We start from the raw sequence: 21,357 nt of genomic DNA, 5'->3' as shown, positions 1-21,357 counted from the left end.
CCTGACCACGACGAGAGGAGTCGCCCCGGTGCGCAGCCGGTTCCGGTTCCCTCGTGCCCGCCTCCCTCGGGTCGGCCCCCGGTCGCGGCACCCACGACCCGGGCGGCCGCGGTCGATCTCGGTGCGCGCGGTGTCGCTGCTCCTGCTCGCGCTGCTCGCGGTCGTCGTCTTCGCCAACAGCTGGGGCGTCTTCCAGACCGACATCAAGCCCGAGGTCTACCTCGCGCCGGGGGAGATGCTGCCGCGCTACCTGTCGGCGTGGACCTCCTCGCCCTACCTGGGCTCGCCCAACTTCAACGTCGGCCTCGTCCCGGTGCTCGTCGTGACCGCCCTGCTGCGCGCGGTCGGCCTCGACCCGGAGCTGGCCTTCAAGGTCTACCACCTCCTCCTCTGGGGCCTGGCGGCCTGGGGAGCCAACCGGTTGCTGAGGACCCTCGTACCCACAGCAGGGGCCTGGGCCGGTCTCGTGGCCGGTGTCGCCTACATCGCCAACCCCTACGCGGTCGCCGGGGGCGGCACGCTGGCCATCGCGCTGCCGATGGCCCTGCTGCCCTGGCTGCTCGTGGCGATGACCCTGGCCCTGCGCGACCCGTCGGGCTGGAGCTGGCCGGCGGCCGTCGGTCTGGTCTTCTTCGGGATGAGCGGCATGAATGTCGGCGTCGTGCCGGTCTACCAGCTGCTGCTCGTCATCCCCCTGGCCCTCTTCGTGCGGGCCGAGCGCGGTCTGCCCTGGCGTGACGTCGCGATCGCCGTCGGCAAGTGCGCGCTCTTCGTCGTCGTCGTCTCGCTCTACTGGCTCATCCCGGGTGCCGCCGCGAGCGAGACCGGCGGCCAGATCGCCGAGAGCTCCGAGTCGCTCGACGGGATCGCCCGCACAAGCTCCTTCGTCGAGGTCCTGCGCGGGCTCGGCCTGTGGTCCTACTACGGCGCCTCCGACGCCGGCCCCTGGCTGCCGCAGTACGCCGTGTACTTCACCAGCGGAGTCATCATCCTGCTGACGATGCTCTGGCCCGCTGCCGCGCTCATGTCGCTCAAGGTCGTGCCCGCCCGGTTGGCCCGGCTCGCCGCCGCCGCGGCGGGCATCGCCGCGGTGATCATGGTCGGCCTCTACCCGGGCGGCTACGGGGGCTCTCCCTTCGCTGCTCTCCTGCGACTCCTGCTCGAGCACATCGGCCCGCTCGTCGCCTTCCGCACGACCAACAAGATCGGTGCCGGGCTGGCGCTCGCCTTCGCCCTGGTCATCGGCTGGGCGGTCATCCACGCTGCTCCACGCCTGCTGCGCCGACGAGCAGTCGCACCCGCGGTGGGTGCCGCCGGCGCGGCCGTCGTCGTCGCCCTCGTGGCTCCCGCCGTCACCGGCAACCTCTACGTCTCGCCCGTCGATGTCCCCGACTACTGGGAGCAGGCCGCCGCCGCAGTCGACAAGGGTGATCCCGACAAGCGGGTGCTGCTCCTGCCGGGGCAGACCCGCTCGAGCTACCGCTGGAGCCTGGAGCGGCCCGACGACCTGCCCAACTCGCTCTTCCACCGCGACGTCGTCATCCCCGAGACCCGGCCCAACACCTCGGCCGAAGGCGGCAACTTCCTCGCCGCCCTCGACGGCACGCTCCAGTCGGGCACCTCCGGCAGCAACGACATCTCTCCCTTCGCCCGCTACCTCGGCGTCGACAACGTCCTGCTCCGGCACGACGTCGAGTGGGAGGGCGACGGCGGTGCCCGGCCGGGGGACACGGCGCGGGCTCTCGCGGACGACCCGGGGCTGCGCGGTCTGGACAACTTCGGCGATCCCGGGACCAACATGTTCACCCGAGCGACGCCACCGCAGTCGCAGGAGGAGGCGGTGCTGTCGCCGCTGCAGCTCTATGCGGTCGACGACGCCCCGGCTGCGGTGCGGGCGACCCCGGCCGACGGGACCCTCGTCGTCGCGGGCGATGCCTGGGCCGTGCCGGCCATGGACCGAGCCGGGCTGCTCGACGACACCCCGGCGATCCGCTACGCGCAGGACCTGTCGGGCGAGGAGCTGCAGGAGCTGCTGCGTCGAGACGGCCGACTGGTCCTCACCGACACCAACCAGCGTCGCTCGGCGATCACCAACCGGTTGCGCTCCAACCAGGGAGCGGTGCTCGCGGCCGATGAGGACCCCGGCGTCAGCCGCACGCTCGGCGACGACCCGAGGGACCAGAGCACGCTGGTGCGCGACGGCGTCCGGGTCACGGCGTCCGACAGCGGCGGCGCCTTCTTCGACCTGCCCCACGGCGTCGCCGAAAATGCCATCGACGGCGACCGCTCGACCTCTTGGCTCTTTGGTGACTTCCGCCGTGCCCCGGGCACGACCCTGACTCTCGACCTGCCCGAGCCCCGCACCCTCGACGAGCTGTCCATCGACACCACTGCGCTCGGCGACGTGACGATCTCCGGCTTCGACGTCGAGGTCGACGGGGAGCGCACGAGCGTCGAGGTCGACGAGGACGGCACGGCGACGGTCGACCTGGGCGGGGTCCGCGCCGACGAGATCACCCTGACGGTCGAGGGCATCCGGGGCGAGGGGTTCTCCCTCGTGGGGATCTCCGAGATCGACCTCGGCGATGACGACCTCACCGCCACGCGCACGACCCGGCTCCCCTCCACGCTCAGCGACCTCTACGGCGAGCTTCCCACGCAGGAGCGGTCGGCCTTCGCCGACACCCCGCTGGACGTCTTCCTCACCCGGGTGACCAACACCGGCGACACGGCTGACGACACAGAGCAGGGCCTGCGGCGCAACTTCACCCTTCCCGACGACCGCACCTTCGACACGAGCGCGCGGGTGCGCGTCGAGGGCCAGCGTGAGGAGCTCGCCGACGAGCTCTCCGGGCTCGACACGACCTACCGCGCCCGGTCGAGCTATACCTACTTCGACTCGATGACCCACCGCGCGTCCGGCGCCGCCGACGGTGATGATGAGAGCGCGTGGGTCCCCGGTGGCCGACTCACGCAGTCGTGGTGGCAGCTGGCGGGCCCCGAGCGTGACCTGTCCGAGGTGACGGTCACGCAGGCTGTCGGTCCCGGTGACGAGGACGACACCGCCTGGGCGACCCGGGCCACGGTCCTCGTCGACGGCGAGGAGGTTGCCGAAGGCGAGCTGCGCCGCGGCACCGCCACGATTGCGCTGCCCGAGGGCACGAGCGGCCGCACGGTCCGCCTGCAGATCGACGAGGCCGACGACTCCGACGGCGAGCGGCCGCCGCGCTTCACCCAGATCGACACCGGGGTTCGCATGGAGGCCGGTGACGAGGAGCGCCCGTGCATCACCGTGGCGACCCTCGACGGTTCGCCGGTGCAGATGCGTCCCGAGGACCCCGAGGTCATCAACGGCCGATCCGGGCCGGCGACCGCCTGGGAGGGGTGCGGTCCCCTCGACGTGTCCTGGGGCGAGCACCGCCTGCGGCCCGTCGACGACGTGCAGCTCGACGGGATGTCCTTCGAGGACACCCAGCGCTCGCGTCACGAGCCGGTGCCGGCCCCGGTCGTCGAGGTCGACCGGAGTGCGATCTCCTCCTCGATGACCATCGACGTCGGGGAGTCGAGCAGCCCCTACTTCCTGAGCATCGGTCAGGGCCACGACCCACGATGGCGGGCCACCCTCGAGGACGGTACCGACCTCGGTGACCCCGTCGTCGTCGACGGCTACGCCGCCGGCTGGTACATCGACGACCTCGACGCCCAGCAGATCACCGTGCGCTACGGGCCACAGACCCGCGCCGACATCGGTCTGGTCCTCTCCGGCCTGGGCCTGCTCGTCGCCCTGGTCGTCTTCTTCCTCCCGCTGGCCCGACGTCGCGCCGCGCAGGTCCGGGCCTCGCGGGAGTCCGAGTGGGAGACCCCCGCAGACCCGGCCTCCGCCGACCCTGCCCCCGCCGATCCGGCTCCCGCCTCCGAGTGGGACGACGAACTCGCGCTCGTCGAGGCTCCTCGCCGTGGCACGGCGACCGCGACCGCAGCGAGCCCCGTGGCCGACGTCGCCCCGAGCACCGAGACGAGTCCCGTGACCGGCGACGTGACCGGCGGCGACGAGGACGAGCCCGCGCGGCCACGCGGGTCGCTGCGCTTCCGCGGGCTGGGCGAGGTCCTCGCCGGGCGCTCCGGGGCACGCCGACTCGCCATCGAGGCCGCCGTCGTCGTGGGCGCCGGCGCGCTGACCGGCGTCGGTGGCGCGCTCGCCGCCCTGGCCGCGATGCTCGTCGTCCGGCTGCGTGGCCCTCGCGCCGGCCTGCTCATCGGGGTCGGCGCCGGCCTCCTCGTCGTCGCCGCCCTCGCCTTCGTGGCCCAGCTCGCCTGGGTGGATGGCACCCTCGGCTCGGTGAGCGCCGACTCGGTCAAGTCCGCCCTCGTGCCGCACCACATCGCCGGTGCCGGCCTCGTCCTCGCCATCATCGGCACCTACCTGCGCCCCGACCCACCGGAGGAACTCGACCCGTGAGCGATCGCCCCCAGCAGGACACGACGGCATCCGTCACCGTCGTCGTCCCGACGCGCAACAACATCCGCACCATCGAGGCCTGCCTGCGCTCGGTCGTCGAGCAGACGCACCCCGACGTGGAGCTCGTCGTGGTCGACAACCACAGCACCGACGGCACCCCCGAGGTGGCCCGTCGGCTCGCCGACCGCTTCATCACCGCCGGGCCCGAGCGATCCGCCCAGCGCAACACCGGCATCGAGGCCGCACGCGGGGAGTGGGTCCTGTGGCTCGACAGCGACATGATCCTGCCCCCGCGCACCATCGCCCTCGCCCTCGAGACCGCCGAGGCCACCGGGGCCACCGGCATCGCCCTGCCCGAGCGGACGATCGGCGAGGGGTTCTGGACCGCCTGCCGGGCGCTCGAGCGCGAGTGCTACCTCGACGACCCGTGGCTGCACAACCCCCGGCTGGTGCGGCGTGACTACCTCCTCGGCGAGGGGGCCTTCCACACCGACATGTCCGGGCCCGAGGACGCCGACCTGCGGATGAAGATGCGCGCCTCCGGCGCCGGCATCGAGCTGGCCCCGATCATCATCGACCACGACGAGGGCCGCCTCACCGTCTCCGACGTCATGAGCAAGCGCTACTACTACGGCCGCAGCATCCCGGCCTTCGCCCGCGAGCACGAGGGTGCCGTGGGCCAGCAGGGTCGGGCCGTGCTGCGGGCCTACGTGCGCAACCACCGCCGGCTCCTCCAGGACCCGGCCCACGCTGCCGGCATGGTCGCGCTGCGGGCCATGGAGGCGGGCGGCTACGCGCTCGGGGCCCGTCGCGGACGCAAGGACCGGGCCGCGTCGTGAGCACGGCCGAGCGCCGCATGCTCTGGGTCTCGTTGCCAGACCAGCGGGCCCGCCGTGAGCTCTACTGGATGTCCCGGATGCCCGGCACCCGCGTGCGGGCGATGGCCCGGCAGGAGCCGGTGGGTGACATCGAGTGGGTCCCGAGTACCTACCGCCGGCCCATCACCCGCTTCGTCGAGGCGGGCGCCCTGGCCTGGGTGCGGGGCCTCGACGAGCAGCCACCGCAGGAGTTCGACTGGGTGACCTCGCTCGAGCTGTGCTCGCTCGTCACCGGTCAGGCGTCGCGGTGGCGTCGAGCGGCCCGTGCCTCGGGGGCGCGACGGCCGCTCCAAGCCGTGATCACCTGGGAAAATCTGCCCGATCAGCCGCTGTACAAGGTCCCGCCCTATCGCCAGGCGCTCAACTCCTGCCGCGACGCCGACCTCCTGCTGTGCATGGTCGATGCCGCTCGCGACCACCTCCTGGCCAACGACTTCGACGACGAGCTCATCCGCGTGGTCAAGCCCGGCGTCGACACCGAGGTCTTCCACCCGGCCGAGCGACCCGTCGAGGAGCCGGTCGTCGTCTTCGCCTCACCCCTCGCCGACAACAAGGGCATCGACCGGGTCCTCGACGCCATGGCGATCGTGCGCCGGGAGATCCCCGAGGCCCGTCTGCGCGTCGCCGGCCGCGGCCCGCTCGAGCACCTCGTGCGCGCCGCCGCTGAAGACCCGTCCTCGGGCGTCGAGCTCGTCGGCTCGCTCGACACGGCGGGCGTCGCGGACCTCATGCGTTCGGCGGCGGTCTTCACGACCGCCCCGCGCCCCACCTGGAAGTGGACCGAGCAGCTCGGTCTGGCCTACCTCGAGGCGCAGGCGTGCGGCCTGCCGGTCGTCACCACGCGGTGCGGCACCAACGACGAGGCGGTGCAGCCGCCCAACTCCCTCGTCGACGACGACGTCGAGGAACTCGCCGAGGCGCTGCTGGCCTTCCTGCGCGACCCCGCGCACCGGGCCGCGGTGGGTGCCGCCAACCGCAACCACGTCGTCGCCCACCACGACCTCGCCACCCAGTGCGTCGCCATGGGCGCGGCCTTCGCCGAGATCGAGGCGCTGCACGCGAGATGAGTGCTCAGCGAGGGCCCGTCCGCCCCGGCGTCGTCGGGGCCCTGACGGGTGCCCTCGCCGGGATCGCCGTGCTCGGTCCGGCCCTCGCCCCGGGCTACACGCTGCACTACGACCTCGTCTTCGTCCCGGACCTGCCCCTGTCGGCGCGCACCCTGGGCACCGACGGCAGCGTGCCCCGGGCCGTGCCCAATGACCTCGTCGTCGCGCTGCTCGGCACCGTCCTGCCCGGCTGGGTCGTGCAGAAGCTGCTCCTGCTCGGCGCCTTCGTCGTCGGGGGAGCGGGTGCCGGGCGCCTCGCCCGGACGGTCCCCGGTGCCGTCGCGGCGGCCGTGCTGTGGTCGTGGAACCCTTGGCTGGGCGAGCGTCTGGGCATCGGCCACTGGGGCTACGTCGTCGGGGCCGCGCTCCTGCCGTGGGTCCTCGTCGCCGCCACCCGGGTGCGGAGCGGCCCACGTGGTGTCGCCGCCCTCGTGGCCACCCTGACCACCGCCTCCCTCTGGGGCTCCACGCCGGGGGTGCTGGCCACGCTGCTGGCCCTCGTCACCGTCCTCTGCCTCGGCGGCCCCCTGCGTCTCCTCGCGCGTGATCTCGCCCTGGTCGCCGGCGTCGCGCTCCTCGCCAACGCCGCGTGGTGGTGGCCCTTCCTGCGGGCCGCCTCCCGGGCCGCCGACCCCGCCGGCACGAGCGCCTTCGCGGCCGGGGCGGACACTCCCTTCGGCATCGTCGGCTCACTCGTCCTCGGCGGTGGGCTGTGGCACGACCGCACGTGGTTCGTCGAGCGGACCGGCTGGCCCGTCGCGGCCCTGGCCATGACCGCGGTGCTCGCGCTGCTCGTCGGGGCGGTGCGCACCCGGCGGTGGTGGCGCGACCCGGTGACGCGGGCCGCGAGTGCTGCCGGGGTGGCCGGTCTCGGGCTGGGGGCGATCGCCGCGCTCCCGGGTGGTCACGGTCTGCTCACGTGGGTCGTGACGAGCGTGCCGGGGGCCGGACTGCTGCGCGACGGCCAGAAGTTCGCCGTGCTGTGGGTCTTGCTGCTCACCGTCGCCACGGCCGTCGTCGTCGACCGCCTGCACGAGCGTCGGCTGCCCGTGGTGGCGCTCGTCGTCGCCGTCGTGTGGCCGGTGGCCACCCTGCCCACACTCGCCTGGGGTCACTCCGGGACGTGGGGGAGCGTCGACTACCCCGACGACGTCCGCGCGGTGGCGGCCGACCTGCGAGCCGAGGGCGAGCCGGTGGCGGTCTTCCCGTGGTCGACCTACCGGCGCTACGCCTGGGCCGACGACCGGGTCGTCCTCGACCCGTGGAACCGGCTGCTGCCCCAGACCGTCGTCGGCGACGACCGCCTGTCCCTGCGGCAGGGGGAGTCGGTGGCGGGTGAGGACCCGACCGCGGCGGCCGTCACCACCGCCTTGGCCGAAGGGGGCGACGTCACCGACCTCCTGCGCCGGCACGGCGTGCGCTGGGTCGTCGTGGCCACCGACCAGCCGGCACCGGCCGGCAGCGTGCCCGAGCTGTCCGGCACGTCGTCACGACGGGTCGGTGACCTGGTCGTCCACGACCTCGGTCCGGTGACGACGAGCCAGGCACCGCCCGGCTCGGCTCGGTGGCTGGGGCTCGCCGGGACAGGGGCCGCGGTGGTCGGTTCGCTCCTGCTCCTGCTCGGGACCCGACGGGGTGAGACGTGGCCGACACGGCGACGGGCTCGCCTGAAGTGACCGCCCGGTATAGAGTGGGCGGCGAATCGACACCCGCTCACGAAGGATGCTCATGAACGACGGCTCCAAGAAGGTCGCCTACAACGTCGGCGGCACCGTGCTCGGCGCACTGCTCGCGGCCGCTGCCATCTTCGGGATCGTGCAGTCGCAGAACCAGTCGATGCCGCAGGAAAACCAGCAGGTCATCAACTACAACAGCTGAGCGGCCCTCCAGACCCACTGACGAAGGGGGCCGTCCGCTCGACGCTTCGGTTCACATGGTCCTCGCAACACCTCGATCTGAGGAGTTGCGAGGACCATGGTCATTTCGAGCGAAAAGCGGCGTCGTGTTGAGGTCTCTGCGGAGGTAGTTGCTGTGATGGTGGCTGCCTTCGAACGGGAAAGATCGATTGGTGCCGCAGCCAGGGCGGCTGGATGTGCTCACTCCACAGCTCGTCGGCATCTGGTTCGGGCGGGGTTGGTGCAGGCCGAGCCGATGCCGTTGGGCAAGCCGCGTCAGCGGGCCGAGTTTGACGAGCTGATCGCTTCCGGGGTCCACAACGCCGTGGCCGCTCGTCGGGTTGGGGTCACGCTCGACACGGGCCGGTATTGGATGCGGGGCGTGCGTAAGAGTCATGGCCGCACGATCTATCCCGATGGGCGCGTCACGGGCCCGCCGGCCAAGCGAGCGGCTAGGAACAGGCCCATGATCGAGGTCGTGGGTACGGGCAGGTTGCTGTCATTGCAGGATCGTCTGGTGATCGCCGACGGGCTGATCAACCGGGAGTCGATGCGTTCGATCGCTGCCCGGCTGGGCCGGCCGACCTCGACGGTCACACGTGAGGTCGCCGCCCACCGCGATGAGCAGGGCCGGTACGCGCCCCACCGGGCGCATCGTGACGCCGCGGATACCCGGGCCCGGCCGAAGGCATCAAAGCTGGCGCGGCCGGGAGCGCTACGCGAGTACGTCGTGGACGGGTTGTCACGGAAGTTGTCACCGGAGCAGATCAGCAACAGGCTCAAGGTCGACCACCCCGACGACGAGAGCATGCGCGTGAGCCACGAAACGATCTACCAGGCCCTGTACTTCCAGGCCCGCGGCGGCCTCAAACGCGAGGTCCAGACCGCTCTGCGCACCGGCCGCACCCGCCGCAAACCCCAAGCCCACGGGGTGCGGCGGCCGCGGTTCGTCGACGAGATGATCATGATCAGCGACCGGCCCGCCGCGGTCGAGGACCGCGCCGTCCCGGGCCACTGGGAAGGCGATCTGATCACCGGCAAGAACAACGGCTCAGCGATCGGGACGCTCGTGGAGCGCTCGACCCGGTACGTGATGCTGCTGCACCTGCCCGATACCCACGACGCGATCACCGTGCGTGACCGGCTCGTCGCCGCGATGCATCGCCTGCCGCAGCACCTGCGCGGGTCGCTGACCTGGGACCAAGGATCCGAGATGGCCGCGCACGCCTCGTTCACCACCGCGACCGACATGCCGGTCTACTTCTGCGACCCGGCATCGCCCTGGCAGCGCGGCTCGAACGAGAACACCAACGGGCTGCTGCGCCAGTACTTCCCCAAAGGCACCGACCTGAGCGTCCACGGCCACGCAGAGCTGGAGTACGTCGCCCAAGAACTCAACGCCAGACCACGAAAGACGCTCGACTGGGCAACCCCAGCCGAGCGTCTTCGTGATCTACTCCAGGAGGCCTAACCACCCAGGCCGAAATCCACACGGTGTTGCGAACACCCCATGAATCCGCCACGCGAGCGGACGGCCCCCTTCGTCGTGCCCGCAGGTCAGGAGGCGACGACCTCCAGCTCGGTGCGGCGCGGCTCGGGCCGGGTGGCGATGAGCGCGTCGAGGTCGATGACGTCGTCGCGGTAGCGGTCGGTGAGACCCAGGACCGAGCCGATGACCGACTCGAGGCGCCGGCCGGTGCGCACCCAGTCGAAGGAGCTCGCGTAGAGCCGGGCGGTGCGCCCGAGGTCGCGGCGCATGGCGTGGTCGTCGACGAGCCGGATCACGTGGTCCTCGAACTCGCTCACGGAGTCGGCGAGCAGCCCGGTACGGCCGTGGACGATCGACTCGCTCGGGCCGCCGGCGAACTCGTAGGCGACGGCCGGGGTGCCGTGGAGGCCGGCCTCGACGATCGTCAGCCCCCAGCCCTCCTTGTGGGAGGGCATGACGACGACCCAGGCGCGGGCGAGGAGCTCGTGCTTGCGGCTCTCCTCGACGAAGCCGTGGAGGTGGACGCGGTCGGCGACGCCGCGGGCCCGGGCGTGCTCGGCGATCGCGTCCTCCCAGTAGCCGCCGCCGACGACGTGCAGCTCGAGGTCGGGGTGCGACATGGCCCGCGAGGCGAGGATGTCGACGGCCTGCTCGACGTGCTTGTGCGGGACGAGCCGGCCGAGGAAGAGCATCGTGGGCGCCTCGGTGCGCTCCAGCCGGGCGTAGGCGTCGAGGTCCTCCGGGCGGTCGTTGCCCGAGTAGACGAGGTCGACGCGACCGGGGTCGACGCCGAGCTCCTCGAGCTCGCTGCGGGTCGATCTCGAGACCGTGACGTAGCGACTGCGCCGGTAGACGAAGGGGGCCAGCCGCGACTCGAGCAGCCAGCCGAGGCGGGCCACCTTGGGCCCGAAGACCGCGGACCACTGGTCGCGGTGGACGTGGTGGACGATGTTGATGACCGGCAGGTCCCCGGCGACGAGCGGGGCCCAGAAGGGGACGCCGTTCTGCACGTCGAGGACGACGTCGTAGTCGTCGCGGTGCCGCAGCACGTGCAGCATCCCGTGGAGGTAGACGCTGAACTTCGACCCGCGCCGCAGCACCCGGACGTCGCCGTGCCTGGTGCGCGGGCTGGCGCCGGGGAAGGAGGCGGTGAAGATCGTGACGTCGTGACCCTGCTGGGTGAGCACCTCCGAGGTGCGCTCGGTGAAGGTCTCCGCACCGCCCGCCTCGGGGTTCTCACGGTCACGCCACGACAGGTAGAGCACCCGCAGCCGCTGCTTCGGGGAGGTCGTGCTCTGGGTCATCATCACTCCTTGTCGGCGTCGCGGAGCTCGCAGCGCCGACGGATAGGCTAACGCCGTGAGTTACCCAACGGTAGGCGAACGGCGCGTCCGGGAGTGTGAGATGTGCGGCTCCGCGGTCCGTGGCCTGGCGCTGCGCGGCGGCTGCGTGGTCGACGCGTGCGAGCGCTGCGGTCATCTCGAGCGCGATCTTCAGCGATGCCCCGCCGACCACCGCGACCTCGCCTACGGCGGCGAGCCGACGCTGGACCGCATCCGTCTCGACCTCACCTACCGGGAGCTCGTGCGTGATGGTGTGCCCGGGCGGGTCTTCGAGGTCGGCTTCGGCGCCGGCTCGATGCTGCGGCGCTTCCTCGACGACGGTGCCGAGGTCGCGGGCGTCGACCCCGATCAGCTCGGCGTCGACGTCGACGAGGTCGTGCGGGCCCGGGGTGATCTGCGCACCGGCGGCATCGAGGACGTTCGTGATCTGCCGGGGGAGCAGGACCTCGTCTACGGCATCCACGTGCTCGAGCACGTGGCCGACCCGCACGCGGCGCTGCGCTCGTCCCTCGAGCTGCTGCGCCCCGGCGGCCGGGCGAGCTTCCTCACCCCCGCCGGTGACAGCTCCGGGGTCGAGCGCTACGGCGCGGCCTGGTGGATGCTCGAGGACCCGACGCACATCCGCTTCTTCACGGCGGACTCGCTCGCCCGGGCGGCCGCGGCCGCCGGCTTCGTCGACATCGAGGTCCGTCGTCTGCTGCTCGACAGCCTGAGCGTCGACGCCGCGAGCCTGGCCCGCGCGGTGCGTCCGGGGGACCGACCCCGGGGTGTCCTCGGGTCCCGCCCCGTCCTCGCGGCCGCCCTCGCCAGCGTCCCCCTCGTCCTCGGGCAGCGGCTGCTCTCACCGCGCAGCCGGCCCACGCTGCAGCTGCTGGCGCGTCGTCCATGATGGTGGGGTGCCGATGACCCCCGCCCACCCGCAGCGCCGTGGGCTGCGCCGCTCGGTGCGCCTCTTCCGTTCCTTCCTCGTCGAGCAGACCGAGCCGGAGCGCTTCTACTCGACGCTCGCCGACGACTCGATCGAGCTGCTGCGTGAGCACACCGAGCTCGCCGGGCGCACCGTCCTCGACGTCGGTGCCGGTCCGAGCGAGTTCGCGCGCGCCTTCCGCGCCGCGGGGGCCCACTACGTGCCCGTCGACCACGACCCCACGGTCGCGTCGGTGCGCGACGGGGGTGTCGTCGGTGACGCCCTGCGCCTGCCGCTGGCGGACGGCAGCGTCGACATCGTCTTCTCGAGCAACATGTGGGAGCACGTGCCCGACCCGGAGGCGGTGGCCGACGAGCTGCTGCGGGTCACCCGCCCGGGCGGTCTGGTCTTCCTCTCCTACACCAACTGGCTCTCACCCTGGGGCGGCCACGAGACCTCACCGTGGCACTGGCTGGGGGGAGAGCGGGCCATCGCGCGCTACGAGCGCAGGCACGGTCACCCGCCCAAGAACCGCGTGGGTGAGACGCTGCACCGCGTCAGCGTGCGCCAGGGCCTGGAGTGGGCGGCCGGTGCCGATGCCGACGTCCTGGCCGCCCGACCGCGCTACCTGCCCGACGCAGCCCGAGTGGTCCTGCGGGTCCCCGGTCTGCGCGAGGTCGTCACGTGGAACCTCCTGCTGCTGCTGCGTCGCCGATGACGGCCCACCCGGAGCGGGACGCCCCGGGCCGCAGCGTCGAGGAGGCTCGGCAGCGGCTGCAGCGCGTCGTCGCGACCCTGCTCGTCGCCGTGCTCCCGTGGCTCGTCGCCCCGGGCCTGGTCCAGCCGGACACCAAGACCGACCTGGTGCTGTCGCCGGGGCGCTACCTCGGGCGCGCCTTGTGGGCGTGGAACGACCACACCGGCATCGGCGAGCTGCAGAACCAGGCCTACGGCTACCTCTTCCCGATGGGGCCGGTCTTCCTCGCCGGGGAGGCCGCCGGTCTGCCCGACTGGGCCGTGCAGCGCCTGTGGTGGATGCTCCTGCTCGTCGTCGCCTTCGTCGGTGCCGAGCGCGTGGCCGCACGTCTCGCCGGGCTGCCGACGGTCCCCGCCATGGTCGTCGGCGCTGCCTTCGCCCTCTCGCCCCGCGTGCTCACCGTGCTGGCGGAGATCTCCGTCGAGGTCTGGCCGCAGGCGGTGGCCCCGTGGTTGCTCCTGGCCGCGGCGAAGGGGGTGGCCCCGGGTGCCGTCCCCGCCACCCGTCGGCGGATGGCCGTCACCACGGGGGTGCTCGCCGCCTGCCTCGGTGGGGTCAACGCGACGGTCTCCCTCGTCGCGCTCGTCCCCGCGGCCGCATGGGTCGTCCTCGCCCCGGCCGGTCGCGGTCGGTGGCGGGCCCTCGGGTGGTGGCTGCTCGGCGCAGTCGCCGGTGCCGCGTGGTGGCTGGGACCGCTCCTCGTGCTCGGCCGGTACTCCTACCCCTTCCTCGACCACATCGAGCTCGCCTCGACGACCACGGCCGTGGCCTCGGTGACCAATGTCCTGCGGGGGGCCAACCACTGGATCGCCTACATCCTCACCTCGGGCGACCACCCGACGTGGCAGAGCGGGTGGCTGCTGGCCCAGTCGGTCGGGGCGATCATCGCGACGACGGCGCTCGCCGGTCTCGGGCTCGCGGGTCTGGTCCGGCGACGCCACGAGGCCGCCGCAGGCCGGCCCGCGCCCGACCCGGGAGCCCACCTGACGCGCTGGGCCCTGCTCCTCGTGCTCCTCGGTGTCGTGGCGATGGCGGTCGGCCGCACCGGGTCCGCCTCCGGGCCGCTCGCTACCACCGTCCAGCACTGGCTCGACGGGCCGCTCGCTCCCTTCCGCAACGTCCACAAGGCCGATCTGCTCGTGCGGCTCCCCGTCGCACTGGGCGTCGGCCTGCTCGCCCACTGGGCCACCCGCGTCGAGCGCGGAGCCGGTCCGATCGTCCGCCAGGTCGTCGTCGTATCGACCGTGCTCGCGCTCCTGGGGTCCCTGGCGCCGCTCTGGGTGGGCCGGGCCGGCGATGCCTGGGCCACCACCGGCGTGCCGCAGACCTGGCACCGGGCGGCGGCCGAGGTCGACGATCTCGCGGCACGCGACGGGGGCACGACCCTCGTGCTGCCGGGGGCCCGCAGCGCCGACTTCACCTGGGGGCGCACGACCGACGAGCCGCTCACCGCCCTCGCCGAGTCGCCGGTGCTGGCGCGGGCCGCGGCCCCTCTGGGCCACCCGGGCGCCACGCGGGTCCTCGACCACCTCGACGAGATGACTTCCGGCGGACACCGCCAGCCGCAGCTCGCCGCCGGGTTGCAGCGGTTGGGCGTCTCGCGGGTCGTCGTCCGCGGGGGCCTGTCCGCCGACGTCGAGGCCGTCGACCCGCAGCGGGTGGCAGCCACCCTCGCGGCCTCGCCGGGACTCACCCGGGTCTGGACCGAGGGTGACGGCTCGGAGCAGGTGAGCATCTGGCGCCTCGACTCTCCTGCCCGACCGGCGACCCTCGTGCCCACCTCCGGCCTCGTGGAGGTCGCGGGCGCACCCGAGGCGTGGTTCTCGCTGGTCGCGACCGGTCTGCTCGACCCCGACGCGGTGACCACCACGGCTGGAGACAGCGCCGAGGTGCGCACCGACTCCCTTCGCTGGCAGGCGCTCAACTCCGGTCGCCCGTCGAGCCGCGGTCACGGGCCGACCCTGCCGGCGGAGGATCCACGACCACAGGTCGTCGGGACCCGAGACCTCGCGCCGGGCGGGCAGACCATGGGGCGGACGACGCGGTTCCACGACGGGATCACCGGCGTGACGACCTCCTCGAGTGCTGCTGCTCCCTTCGCGCGCTACTGGCGCAGCGCCGGCTCGGGGCCGGCGGCGATGCTCGATGGCGACGCCCGCACGGCGTGGCTCAGCGGCGACGGCGAGCCGGTCCAGCGGGTGACGCTGCGGCTGCCGGAGGGTTCGCGCCCGACGGGTGTGCTCGTCCACGAGGCGTGGGGCAGCGACATCGCCGACCTCGAGGCGGTCGAGGTCGGCGGCAGCGACGGCGTCAAGCGTGAGGGCACGGAGACCTGGCGCGTCCCGCTCGACGGCCGCGAGCGTGACCGCGTGACCCTCGAGCTGCGGCGCTCCGGGGACGATCCGACCGCCGCGCAGGCCCCCGTCGGCATCCGCGAGGTCGAGTTCGAGGGTGGTCCGCGGGCCACCACGGGTCTGACCCTTCCCGAGGGCGACGGCGCGGTGCTCGTCACCCGCGATCCCAGGGGCGCGGCCGACCCGATGGCCGGCGAGGACCCGCAGGACCTCGTGCGGGACGTCGGCCGGCTGCCGGAGACCCGGGTGTCGGCGACCGTGCGACTGCGGCCCGGCGAGGAGGCCCAGGACGTCGTGACCGCGCCGTGGAGTCTTACCGGGAGCACCCAGCCGACGAGCAGCGAGGGTGCCTCGGACCTGTCGAGCTGGCCGGTGGCCGCGATCGACGGCGACCCCGCGACCCGGTGGCGCCCGGCCCCGGGAGCGGAACCGGTGCTCACCTTCGACCTCGGCGAGCGCCGCAGCGTCGAGACGATCACGCTCGATCGTGCAGCCGGCCCGGTGACGGTCGCCACCGAGTCGGCCCGCTACGTCCTGCCGAGCGGCACGAGCCTGCGCATCCCGCCCCAGCAGACCCGACACCTCACCCTGACCTTCAGCCGGCCGCAGACCCGGGCGTCCTGGTCGGCGCCAGAGGTGACCCTGGACGGGGTCGACGGGCCGAGCAGCGAGGTGCGCCTCGAGTGCAGCGAGGCGGGGGCCGTGGGGCGCGAGAGCGGGCGGATCGGGCTGGCGCTCACCGCGCCCCGGCCCGCTCTCGTCGCCGGCGATGCCGTCCCCGCCACGTCCTGCGGCACCCTGCCCGCGGGGACCGGTGTCGTGTCGGCCAGCGCGACCGCAGCCCTGCTCCCCGAGACGCTCACCCTGGTGCCGACGGACTGGACGGCCACCGACGTCACCCCGCAGCGCAGCGTCACGAGCGCGCGCGAGCACACCGGCCGCTGGACCTTCGCGGTCGGGGCCGGCGAGGAGTCCCTGCTCGTGCTCTCGCAGGGGGCCAACGACGGGTGGCGGGCGACCGACGAGCGGGGGAGAGCGCTCGAGACGACGACCGTCGACGGCTGGCGGCAGGCCGTCGTCGTCCCGGCCGGCGGTGCGCAGACCGTGACCGTCGACTTCGCGCCCAACGCGCAGCACCGCCTGGCGCTGCTCCTCGGTGCGCTGGCCGTCGTGCTGCTGGTCCTGTGGGGCGCCGTCGAGCTGTGGGTGCTCCGTCGTGCGCGGCGGGCCTCCGGCGTCGCGCAGGAGGAGCTGCCGGAGGAGCCGGCGGAAGGTGCTGCTCGGGCGCACCCGGCACCCCTCCTGGTGGCCGTGCTGCTCGGTGGGCTCGTCGGCCTGCTCGTCGCCGGCTGGTGGGGTCTGCTCGCCGGAGCGCTCGCCGCGCTCGTCCCGATCCGCTCACGCGCCCTCGCGGTCGCGGTCGTGCTCACCGCGGCCGGCCTCGCGCTCGCCGTGCTCGGGGTGGCCGAGCGTCAGTCCGCAGGCGCGCTCGTCTCCCAGGTGCTGGGGACGATCACGCTCGGGGTGCTGGCTGCCGCTCTGGTGCGGCCGTCGAGCGGTGGGCCCGACGCAGGACCGGGCGCTCCAGGACCAGCCACGACAGATGGGCCAGACCCACGCTGACGATCGTCACGAGGAGCAGGGTCGCGGCGAAGGGGGCCGCGAAGAGCCGTAGGTCGAGCACGGCGAAGACCACCTGCAGCACGAGCACGTGCCAGAGGAAGACGCCGTAGGAGATGTCGCCGAGCCACCGTGCCGTGCCCGCGAGCGGCGAGGTGCTGATCGTCTCCGACAGGCCCCGGGTGGTGCCCGCGAGGAGGAGGCAGCCCGCGACGAGGCCGTAGAGCACCTCGGCGGCCAGCGCCTCGGTCGCCGACGACGCGTCGATACCACGGGGTCCGGCGACCGGGGTCGAGGCGACGAGCCAGAGCACCGCGGCGAGGGCCACGAGGGTGCCGGGACTGGTCCGCAGCACCGTGAGGCCGGGGCGCTCGGTGAGGACCACCCCCGCCCGGTCGGCGCACACGAGCACGGCCACGGCCACCCCGACGGCGAACCACGCCGCGTGCCCGAAGGCACTGGTCGCGAGCACGGCTCCCCACTGACCCTCGGGGAGTGCGGCGAGCGTCTGCAGGGCCAGGCCGCCGATCGCGAGGGCGGCGCAGAGCCAGAGCACCCGGCGTGCCGCGATCGCGGGGACCTCGTGCCGGACGACCGGAGCACACGCCGCCGCGACCACGGGCAGCAGGAGGTAGAAGGTCACCTCGCTCGTCAGGCTCCAGGTCTGCGTGAAGGCCTGGAAGGTCCGGCCGGTCCACCCCTGCCCGATGACCAGGTGGACGAGCACGGTGGGCAGGTCGAGGACGGCAGCGGCAGCCCCACCGAGCCAGGCGGCCACGGCGACGACGGCGACCAGTGCCAGGAGGTAACCGGGCAGGATCCGTGCCGCACGACGTAGGAGGTAGCGACCGGCGCCCCACGGGACGTCCTCGCCGAGCGCCCGCCGGACGAAGGGGGTCGACAGCAGAAAGGCGGAGAGGGCGAAGAAGACCGCCACGCCGAGCTCGCCCCGGACCGCGAGCCCACCGACGACGCCCTCGGCGCCGGCGCCGGTCCAGAAGGCCACGTGCGACAGCAGCACCAGCCAGGCCGCGACGGCCCGCAGGGCGTCCAGGCCGAGCAGGCGTGACGTGGCGCTCATCGGGGGAGCCTGTCGTGTGTCGATGCCTTCACCTACCATTCGGTAACGCTTGCCCATTCTGCCTGCTCGAGAGGACCGCGATGACCCTGCGCCCTGTCCTGCGGGCCCGTGCACCCTTGCGGGTGAGCTTCGCCGGGGGTGGCACGGACGTCGCACCCTTCACCGAGCGCGAGGGCGGCGCCGTCCTGAGCGCCACGATCGGCAGCTATGCCTACGCGACGCTGCGTCCGCGCACCGACGGGCACATCACCGTCGAGTCCCACGACTACGGGACGAGCATCGGCTACGACATCGGTACCCCCTTCGAGCTCGGCGGGGAGCTGGACCTGCCCAAGGCGGCGATCGCCCGCATCATGGCGCTCGAGGGAGCGATGCCCTCCGACGGGTTCGACCTTTTCCTGCACACCAACGCCCCACCCGGCTCCGGCCTGGGCAGCTCGAGCGCCGTGATGGTCGCCGTCATCCAGCTCGTCGCCCGCCACTGCGGTCTCGACCTCGGCCCGCACGAGACGGCCGAGCTGGCCTATCGGCTCGAGCGCGAGGACCTGGCGATCCCCGGTGGTTACCAGGACCAGTACGCCGCGGCCTTCGGCGGCTTCAACTTCATGGAGTTCCGCACGGACGGCCAGGTGGTCGTCAACCCCCTGCGGGTGCGCCCCGACACCGTGCACGAGCTCGAGCACAACATGCTGCTCGCCTACACCGGCCGCACGCGGGTGAGCGACCACATCATCGCCGACCAGGTCTCCCGCTACGAGACGGGCGACGAGGACGCCATCGCCGGTCTGCGGGCGCAGCGCGACCTCGCCGACGCGATGCGCGTGGCCCTGCTGCGTGGTCGTGTCGACGAGATCGGTCACCTCCTCGGCCAGGCCTGGCAGCAGAAGCAGCGGATGTCCTCGCGGATCACCACCCCGCTGATCTCCGAGGCGGTCGAGCACGCGCTCGCGCACGGTGCGCTCGGCGGCAAGGTGACCGGCGCCGGCGGTGGCGGCCACATGATCTTCATCTGCGAGTTCGAGAAGCGTCACGTCGTCGCCGACGAGCTCATCCGGCTCGGTCTGACCGTCTCGGAGTTCACCTTCACCAAGCACGGCGTGACCACGTGGAAGGGACAGCAATGACGGCCACCGAGGCTCACCACTCGTTAGTGACCCGACAGCTCGGCGCGGGCATCGCCGCGTGGGCGCAGCTCGCGCGCGAGATCGCCGAGCCCGGGCTGGTCGCCGCCGTCGAGGCGGCCGGGCGTGACGTCGTCGACGCCCTGCACGCCGACGGCACCCTCCTCGTCGCCGGCAACGGCGGGTCGGCGGCGATCGCGAGCCACGTCGCCGCGGAGTTCCTCGGCAAGTGTGTGCACGACCGGCACCCGCTGCCGGCGATCAGCCTCGCCGAGTCGCACTCCTCGCTCACGGCGATCGGCAACGACTACGGCTTCGACCAGGTCTTCCTGCGCGGCGTGCAGGCCTTCGGCCGGCCCGGTGACGTGCTGCTCGCGATGTCCACGTCAGGCACCAGCCCCAATGTCGTCGCCGCCCTCGCCGAGGCCCGGCGCCGCGGGGTCACGACGATCTTCATGGTGGGGGCCAAGGGGGCCGGCCAGGCCGACCTCGCCGACCACCTGCTCGTCGTCCCCTCGACGGAGACGCCGCGGATCCAGGAGGTCCACATGCTGTGGGCGCACGCCTGGTGCGAGGCCGTCGACCTGTCGATGCAGGAGTCGGGCTGACCCCGCAGCCGTGGTGGTTCGGCCCGCAGGAGCTCGCTCCTCCCGGCGACGGAGCCCCCTTCGACCTCGTGCTGCTCGACCGTGACGGCACGATCAACGTGCGCATCCCCGACGGCTACGTCACCGCGCCGGAGGAGCTCCTCCTGCTGCCCGGGGCGGCCGACGGCGTGGCCCGGCTGACGCGTGCCGGGTGCCGGACGGTCCTGGTGACCAACCAGCGAGGCGTGGCCAGGGGGCTGCTGTCGCGGGAGGGGCTGGTGGCGGTCCACCGGCAGCTGGACGCGCTCCTCGCGCCGGCAGGCGGGAGGCTGGACGCCGTCGTCGTCTGTCCCCACGAGCCGGGGGCCTGCCGCTGCCGCAAGCCGCTCGACGGGCTCTTCCGGGAGGCCCTGTCAAGGGCGCCGTGGGCGCGCGCCGAGCGCTGCGTCATGGTGGGGGACATGCCGAGCGACCTCGAGCCGGCGGCGGGTCTCGGGATGCGGACCGAGCAGGTCTCGGCGGCACGCGATCTCGCCGAGGTCGCCCGCCTTCTCGCGCCGTCGGTCCGGGGGAGTGTCGTGCAGCGTGGCGAAGGCCACGTCCCCTAGGCTGTCGCGCGGCTGCTCAGGTGCCAGCAAAGTGCTACTGTCCGGTAAGTTTCATAGGGCCAAGGAGGGTCAACTCGTGCGCAAGTACCTGTTGCCGGCGATCATCATGGGCGTCGGCGCATTCATTCTCACCATGGGGCTGCTCTTCCGGTTCTATGCCTACCCCAAGCTGGCGGTCGTCCCCAACGACCAGAACACCACGCAGATCGTCCAGGACCCCAACGCGAAGTTCTTCGGCGCCGACAACGTGCGTCCCGCCGAGGGCGAGCTGACGACGACGGCGCGCATCATCGGGGACCCGCAGGCCGCCGAGGCCGCCTCCGAGGAGTCGGGCCGCGACCTGGCCGTGTGGAACAGCGGTCAGATCAGCGACAACAACGGCGACAACATCCCGATGGACGGCAGCACCGAGGTCTACGTCTTCGACCGGCACACCGGTGAGGCCGTCAACTGCTGCGGCGAGTCGAAGAACGGCGAGGAGGTCAAGCGCGACGGCCTGCTCGTGAAGTTCCCCTTCGACACCCAGAAGGACGGCTCCTACAGCTGGTGGGACAGCACGGTCGGCAAGTCCTTCCCCGTGCAGTTCGAGGGCGAGGAGGACCTGCAGGGGATGAACGTCTACAAGTTCACCCAAGAGGTCCCCGAGACCAAGTACGCCACGCGTGAGCTCCCCGGCAACCTCTTCGGCGGCTCGGACAGCTCCGGTGCCGTCAACGCCGACCGCTACTACTCCAACAAGCGCACCTTCTGGGTCGACCCGGTGACGGGCGTCGTCATCGACCGCGTCGAGGAGCAGAACCAGGAGTTCCGCCACAACGGCAAGTCCCTCACCGCCCTCGAGACGACCTCCAAGTTCACCAAGGAGACCGTCGACAAGAACGTCGAGGACTACAAGTCGAAGTCCTCGCTGCTCGACATGGTCCACAGCACCTTCCCGATCGTCTTCGCGATCCTGGGCGTCCTCCTGCTGCTGACCGGACTGCTGCTGTCGGTGCTCATCGGCCGCCGCAGCCGCCTCGACGAGCAGCCGGCCTACGTCGACCGCGGCCCCGACCCGGTCTTCGGCAACTCCGGCCCCGACGAGACGACGGTTCGCCGCAGCGACCTGCACGGCAACTGACGCTCGCGATCGCGGCGCCTCCACCCCGGCAC

At 72.8% G+C, this 21,357-nt stretch carries 15 protein-coding genes; 13 read left to right on the top strand and 2 right to left on the bottom strand.

Annotated features, from left to right (window positions below):
- Positions 1-121: 121 nt before the first annotated feature.
- From NYE39_RS03595 to NYE39_RS03570, 6 genes are all read left to right on the top strand, one after another.
- Positions 122-4,459: an alpha-(1->3)-arabinofuranosyltransferase domain-containing protein gene (locus NYE39_RS03595; protein WP_341011861.1), complete on the top strand. Its 4,338-nt coding sequence runs from the start codon at positions 122-124 to the stop codon at positions 4,457-4,459.
- The gene (locus NYE39_RS03590) at positions 4,456-5,298 is read left to right on the top strand and encodes a glycosyltransferase family 2 protein (protein ID WP_072624715.1); all 843 of its coding nucleotides are present in this window, start codon (positions 4,456-4,458) and stop codon (positions 5,296-5,298) included. Before NYE39_RS03595 ends, NYE39_RS03590 begins: the two co-directional genes overlap by 4 nt.
- A complete protein-coding gene (locus tag NYE39_RS03585) occupies positions 5,295-6,404 on the top strand; it encodes a glycosyltransferase family 4 protein (RefSeq protein ID WP_341011860.1) in 1,110 nt (369 codons plus the stop codon). Before NYE39_RS03590 ends, NYE39_RS03585 begins: the two co-directional genes overlap by 4 nt.
- Positions 6,401-8,119 (top strand): hypothetical protein, encoded by a 1,719-nt coding sequence (locus tag NYE39_RS03580; protein WP_072624714.1) that lies wholly within the window; start codon positions 6,401-6,403, stop codon positions 8,117-8,119. Before NYE39_RS03585 ends, NYE39_RS03580 begins: the two co-directional genes overlap by 4 nt.
- Before the next feature lie 52 nt (positions 8,120-8,171).
- Positions 8,172-8,321 (top strand): DUF2613 family protein, encoded by a 150-nt coding sequence (locus NYE39_RS03575; RefSeq protein ID WP_125932816.1) that lies wholly within the window; start codon positions 8,172-8,174, stop codon positions 8,319-8,321.
- Between the two features lie 273 nt (positions 8,322-8,594).
- The gene (locus NYE39_RS03570) at positions 8,595-9,809 is read left to right on the top strand and encodes an IS30 family transposase (protein WP_445667084.1); all 1,215 of its coding nucleotides are present in this window, start codon (positions 8,595-8,597) and stop codon (positions 9,807-9,809) included.
- Between the two features lie 86 nt (positions 9,810-9,895).
- Here the strand turns inward: NYE39_RS03570 and NYE39_RS03565 are convergent, their stop codons facing one another.
- Positions 9,896-11,131, bottom strand: coding sequence for a glycosyltransferase family 4 protein (locus NYE39_RS03565; RefSeq protein ID WP_341011858.1), 1,236 nt, complete (start codon positions 11,129-11,131; stop codon positions 9,896-9,898).
- Positions 11,132-11,231: 100 nt separating this feature from the next.
- Between NYE39_RS03565 and NYE39_RS03560 the strand changes: the two genes are divergently transcribed.
- The 3 genes from NYE39_RS03560 to NYE39_RS03550 are packed head-to-tail and all read left to right on the top strand — an operon-like array spanning position 11,232 to position 16,811.
- Positions 11,232-12,059, top strand: coding sequence for a class I SAM-dependent methyltransferase (locus NYE39_RS03560; protein ID WP_072624713.1), 828 nt, complete (start codon positions 11,232-11,234; stop codon positions 12,057-12,059).
- Between the two features lie 13 nt (positions 12,060-12,072).
- Positions 12,073-12,795: a class I SAM-dependent methyltransferase gene (locus NYE39_RS03555; protein ID WP_072626221.1), complete on the top strand. Its 723-nt coding sequence runs from the start codon at positions 12,073-12,075 to the stop codon at positions 12,793-12,795.
- The gene (locus NYE39_RS03550) at positions 12,762-16,811 is read left to right on the top strand and encodes an alpha-(1->3)-arabinofuranosyltransferase domain-containing protein (RefSeq protein WP_341011857.1); all 4,050 of its coding nucleotides are present in this window, start codon (positions 12,762-12,764) and stop codon (positions 16,809-16,811) included. Before NYE39_RS03555 ends, NYE39_RS03550 begins: the two co-directional genes overlap by 34 nt.
- On the opposite strand, the gene NYE39_RS03545 is transcribed toward NYE39_RS03550, so the two are convergent.
- Positions 16,702-17,889: an acyltransferase family protein gene (locus tag NYE39_RS03545; RefSeq protein WP_341011856.1), complete on the bottom strand. Its 1,188-nt coding sequence runs from the start codon at positions 17,887-17,889 to the stop codon at positions 16,702-16,704. The genes NYE39_RS03550 and NYE39_RS03545 overlap by 110 nt on opposite strands.
- 80 nt (positions 17,890-17,969) lie before the next feature.
- Here NYE39_RS03545 and NYE39_RS03540 point away from each other — a divergent pair, with 80 nt between their 5' ends.
- From NYE39_RS03540 to NYE39_RS03525, 4 genes are all read left to right on the top strand, one after another.
- The gene (locus NYE39_RS03540) at positions 17,970-19,013 is read left to right on the top strand and encodes a GHMP family kinase ATP-binding protein (RefSeq protein WP_192910325.1); all 1,044 of its coding nucleotides are present in this window, start codon (positions 17,970-17,972) and stop codon (positions 19,011-19,013) included.
- A gap of 26 nt (positions 19,014-19,039) precedes the next feature.
- Positions 19,040-19,618, top strand: a complete 579-nt coding sequence (locus tag NYE39_RS03535; protein WP_341011855.1) for a D-sedoheptulose-7-phosphate isomerase — start codon at positions 19,040-19,042, stop codon at positions 19,616-19,618.
- Entirely contained in the window at positions 19,579-20,205 is a 627-nt protein-coding gene (locus NYE39_RS03530; protein WP_341011854.1) for a D-glycero-alpha-D-manno-heptose-1,7-bisphosphate 7-phosphatase, read from the top strand. The genes NYE39_RS03535 and NYE39_RS03530 overlap by 40 nt, the downstream gene beginning before the upstream one ends.
- A 76-nt stretch (positions 20,206-20,281) precedes the next feature.
- A complete protein-coding gene (locus NYE39_RS03525; RefSeq protein ID WP_341011853.1) occupies positions 20,282-21,325 on the top strand; it encodes a DUF3068 domain-containing protein in 1,044 nt (347 codons plus the stop codon).
- Positions 21,326-21,357: the final 32 nt, after the last annotated feature.

The sequence above is a fragment of the Janibacter sp. FSL W8-0316 genome (assembly GCF_038004165.1).
In the GTDB taxonomy this organism is placed as follows: Bacteria; Actinomycetota; Actinomycetes; order Actinomycetales; family Dermatophilaceae; genus Janibacter; species Janibacter indicus.
The sequence above is the reverse complement of the archived record's forward strand: the minus strand, read 5'-3'. Positions and strand labels throughout refer to the sequence as shown.

Excerpts from the sequence above, each read along its gene's own strand:
- NYE39_RS03580 (WP_072624714.1), top strand. The coding sequence starts at position 6,401 with ATGAGTGCTCAGCGAGGGCCCGTCCGCCCCGGCGTCGTCGGGGCCCTG.
- NYE39_RS03575 (WP_125932816.1), top strand. The coding sequence starts at position 8,172 with ATGAACGACGGCTCCAAGAAGGTCGCCTACAACGTCGGCGGCACCGTG.
- NYE39_RS03570 (WP_445667084.1), top strand. The coding sequence starts at position 8,595 with ATGCCGTTGGGCAAGCCGCGTCAGCGGGCCGAGTTTGACGAGCTGATC.
- NYE39_RS03565 (WP_341011858.1), bottom strand. The coding sequence starts at position 11,131 with ATGACCCAGAGCACGACCTCCCCGAAGCAGCGGCTGCGGGTGCTCTAC.
- NYE39_RS03560 (WP_072624713.1), top strand. The coding sequence starts at position 11,232 with ATGTGCGGCTCCGCGGTCCGTGGCCTGGCGCTGCGCGGCGGCTGCGTG.
- NYE39_RS03555 (WP_072626221.1), top strand. The coding sequence starts at position 12,073 with ATGACCCCCGCCCACCCGCAGCGCCGTGGGCTGCGCCGCTCGGTGCGC.
- NYE39_RS03545 (WP_341011856.1), bottom strand. The coding sequence starts at position 17,889 with ATGAGCGCCACGTCACGCCTGCTCGGCCTGGACGCCCTGCGGGCCGTC.
- NYE39_RS03540 (WP_192910325.1), top strand. The coding sequence starts at position 17,970 with ATGACCCTGCGCCCTGTCCTGCGGGCCCGTGCACCCTTGCGGGTGAGC.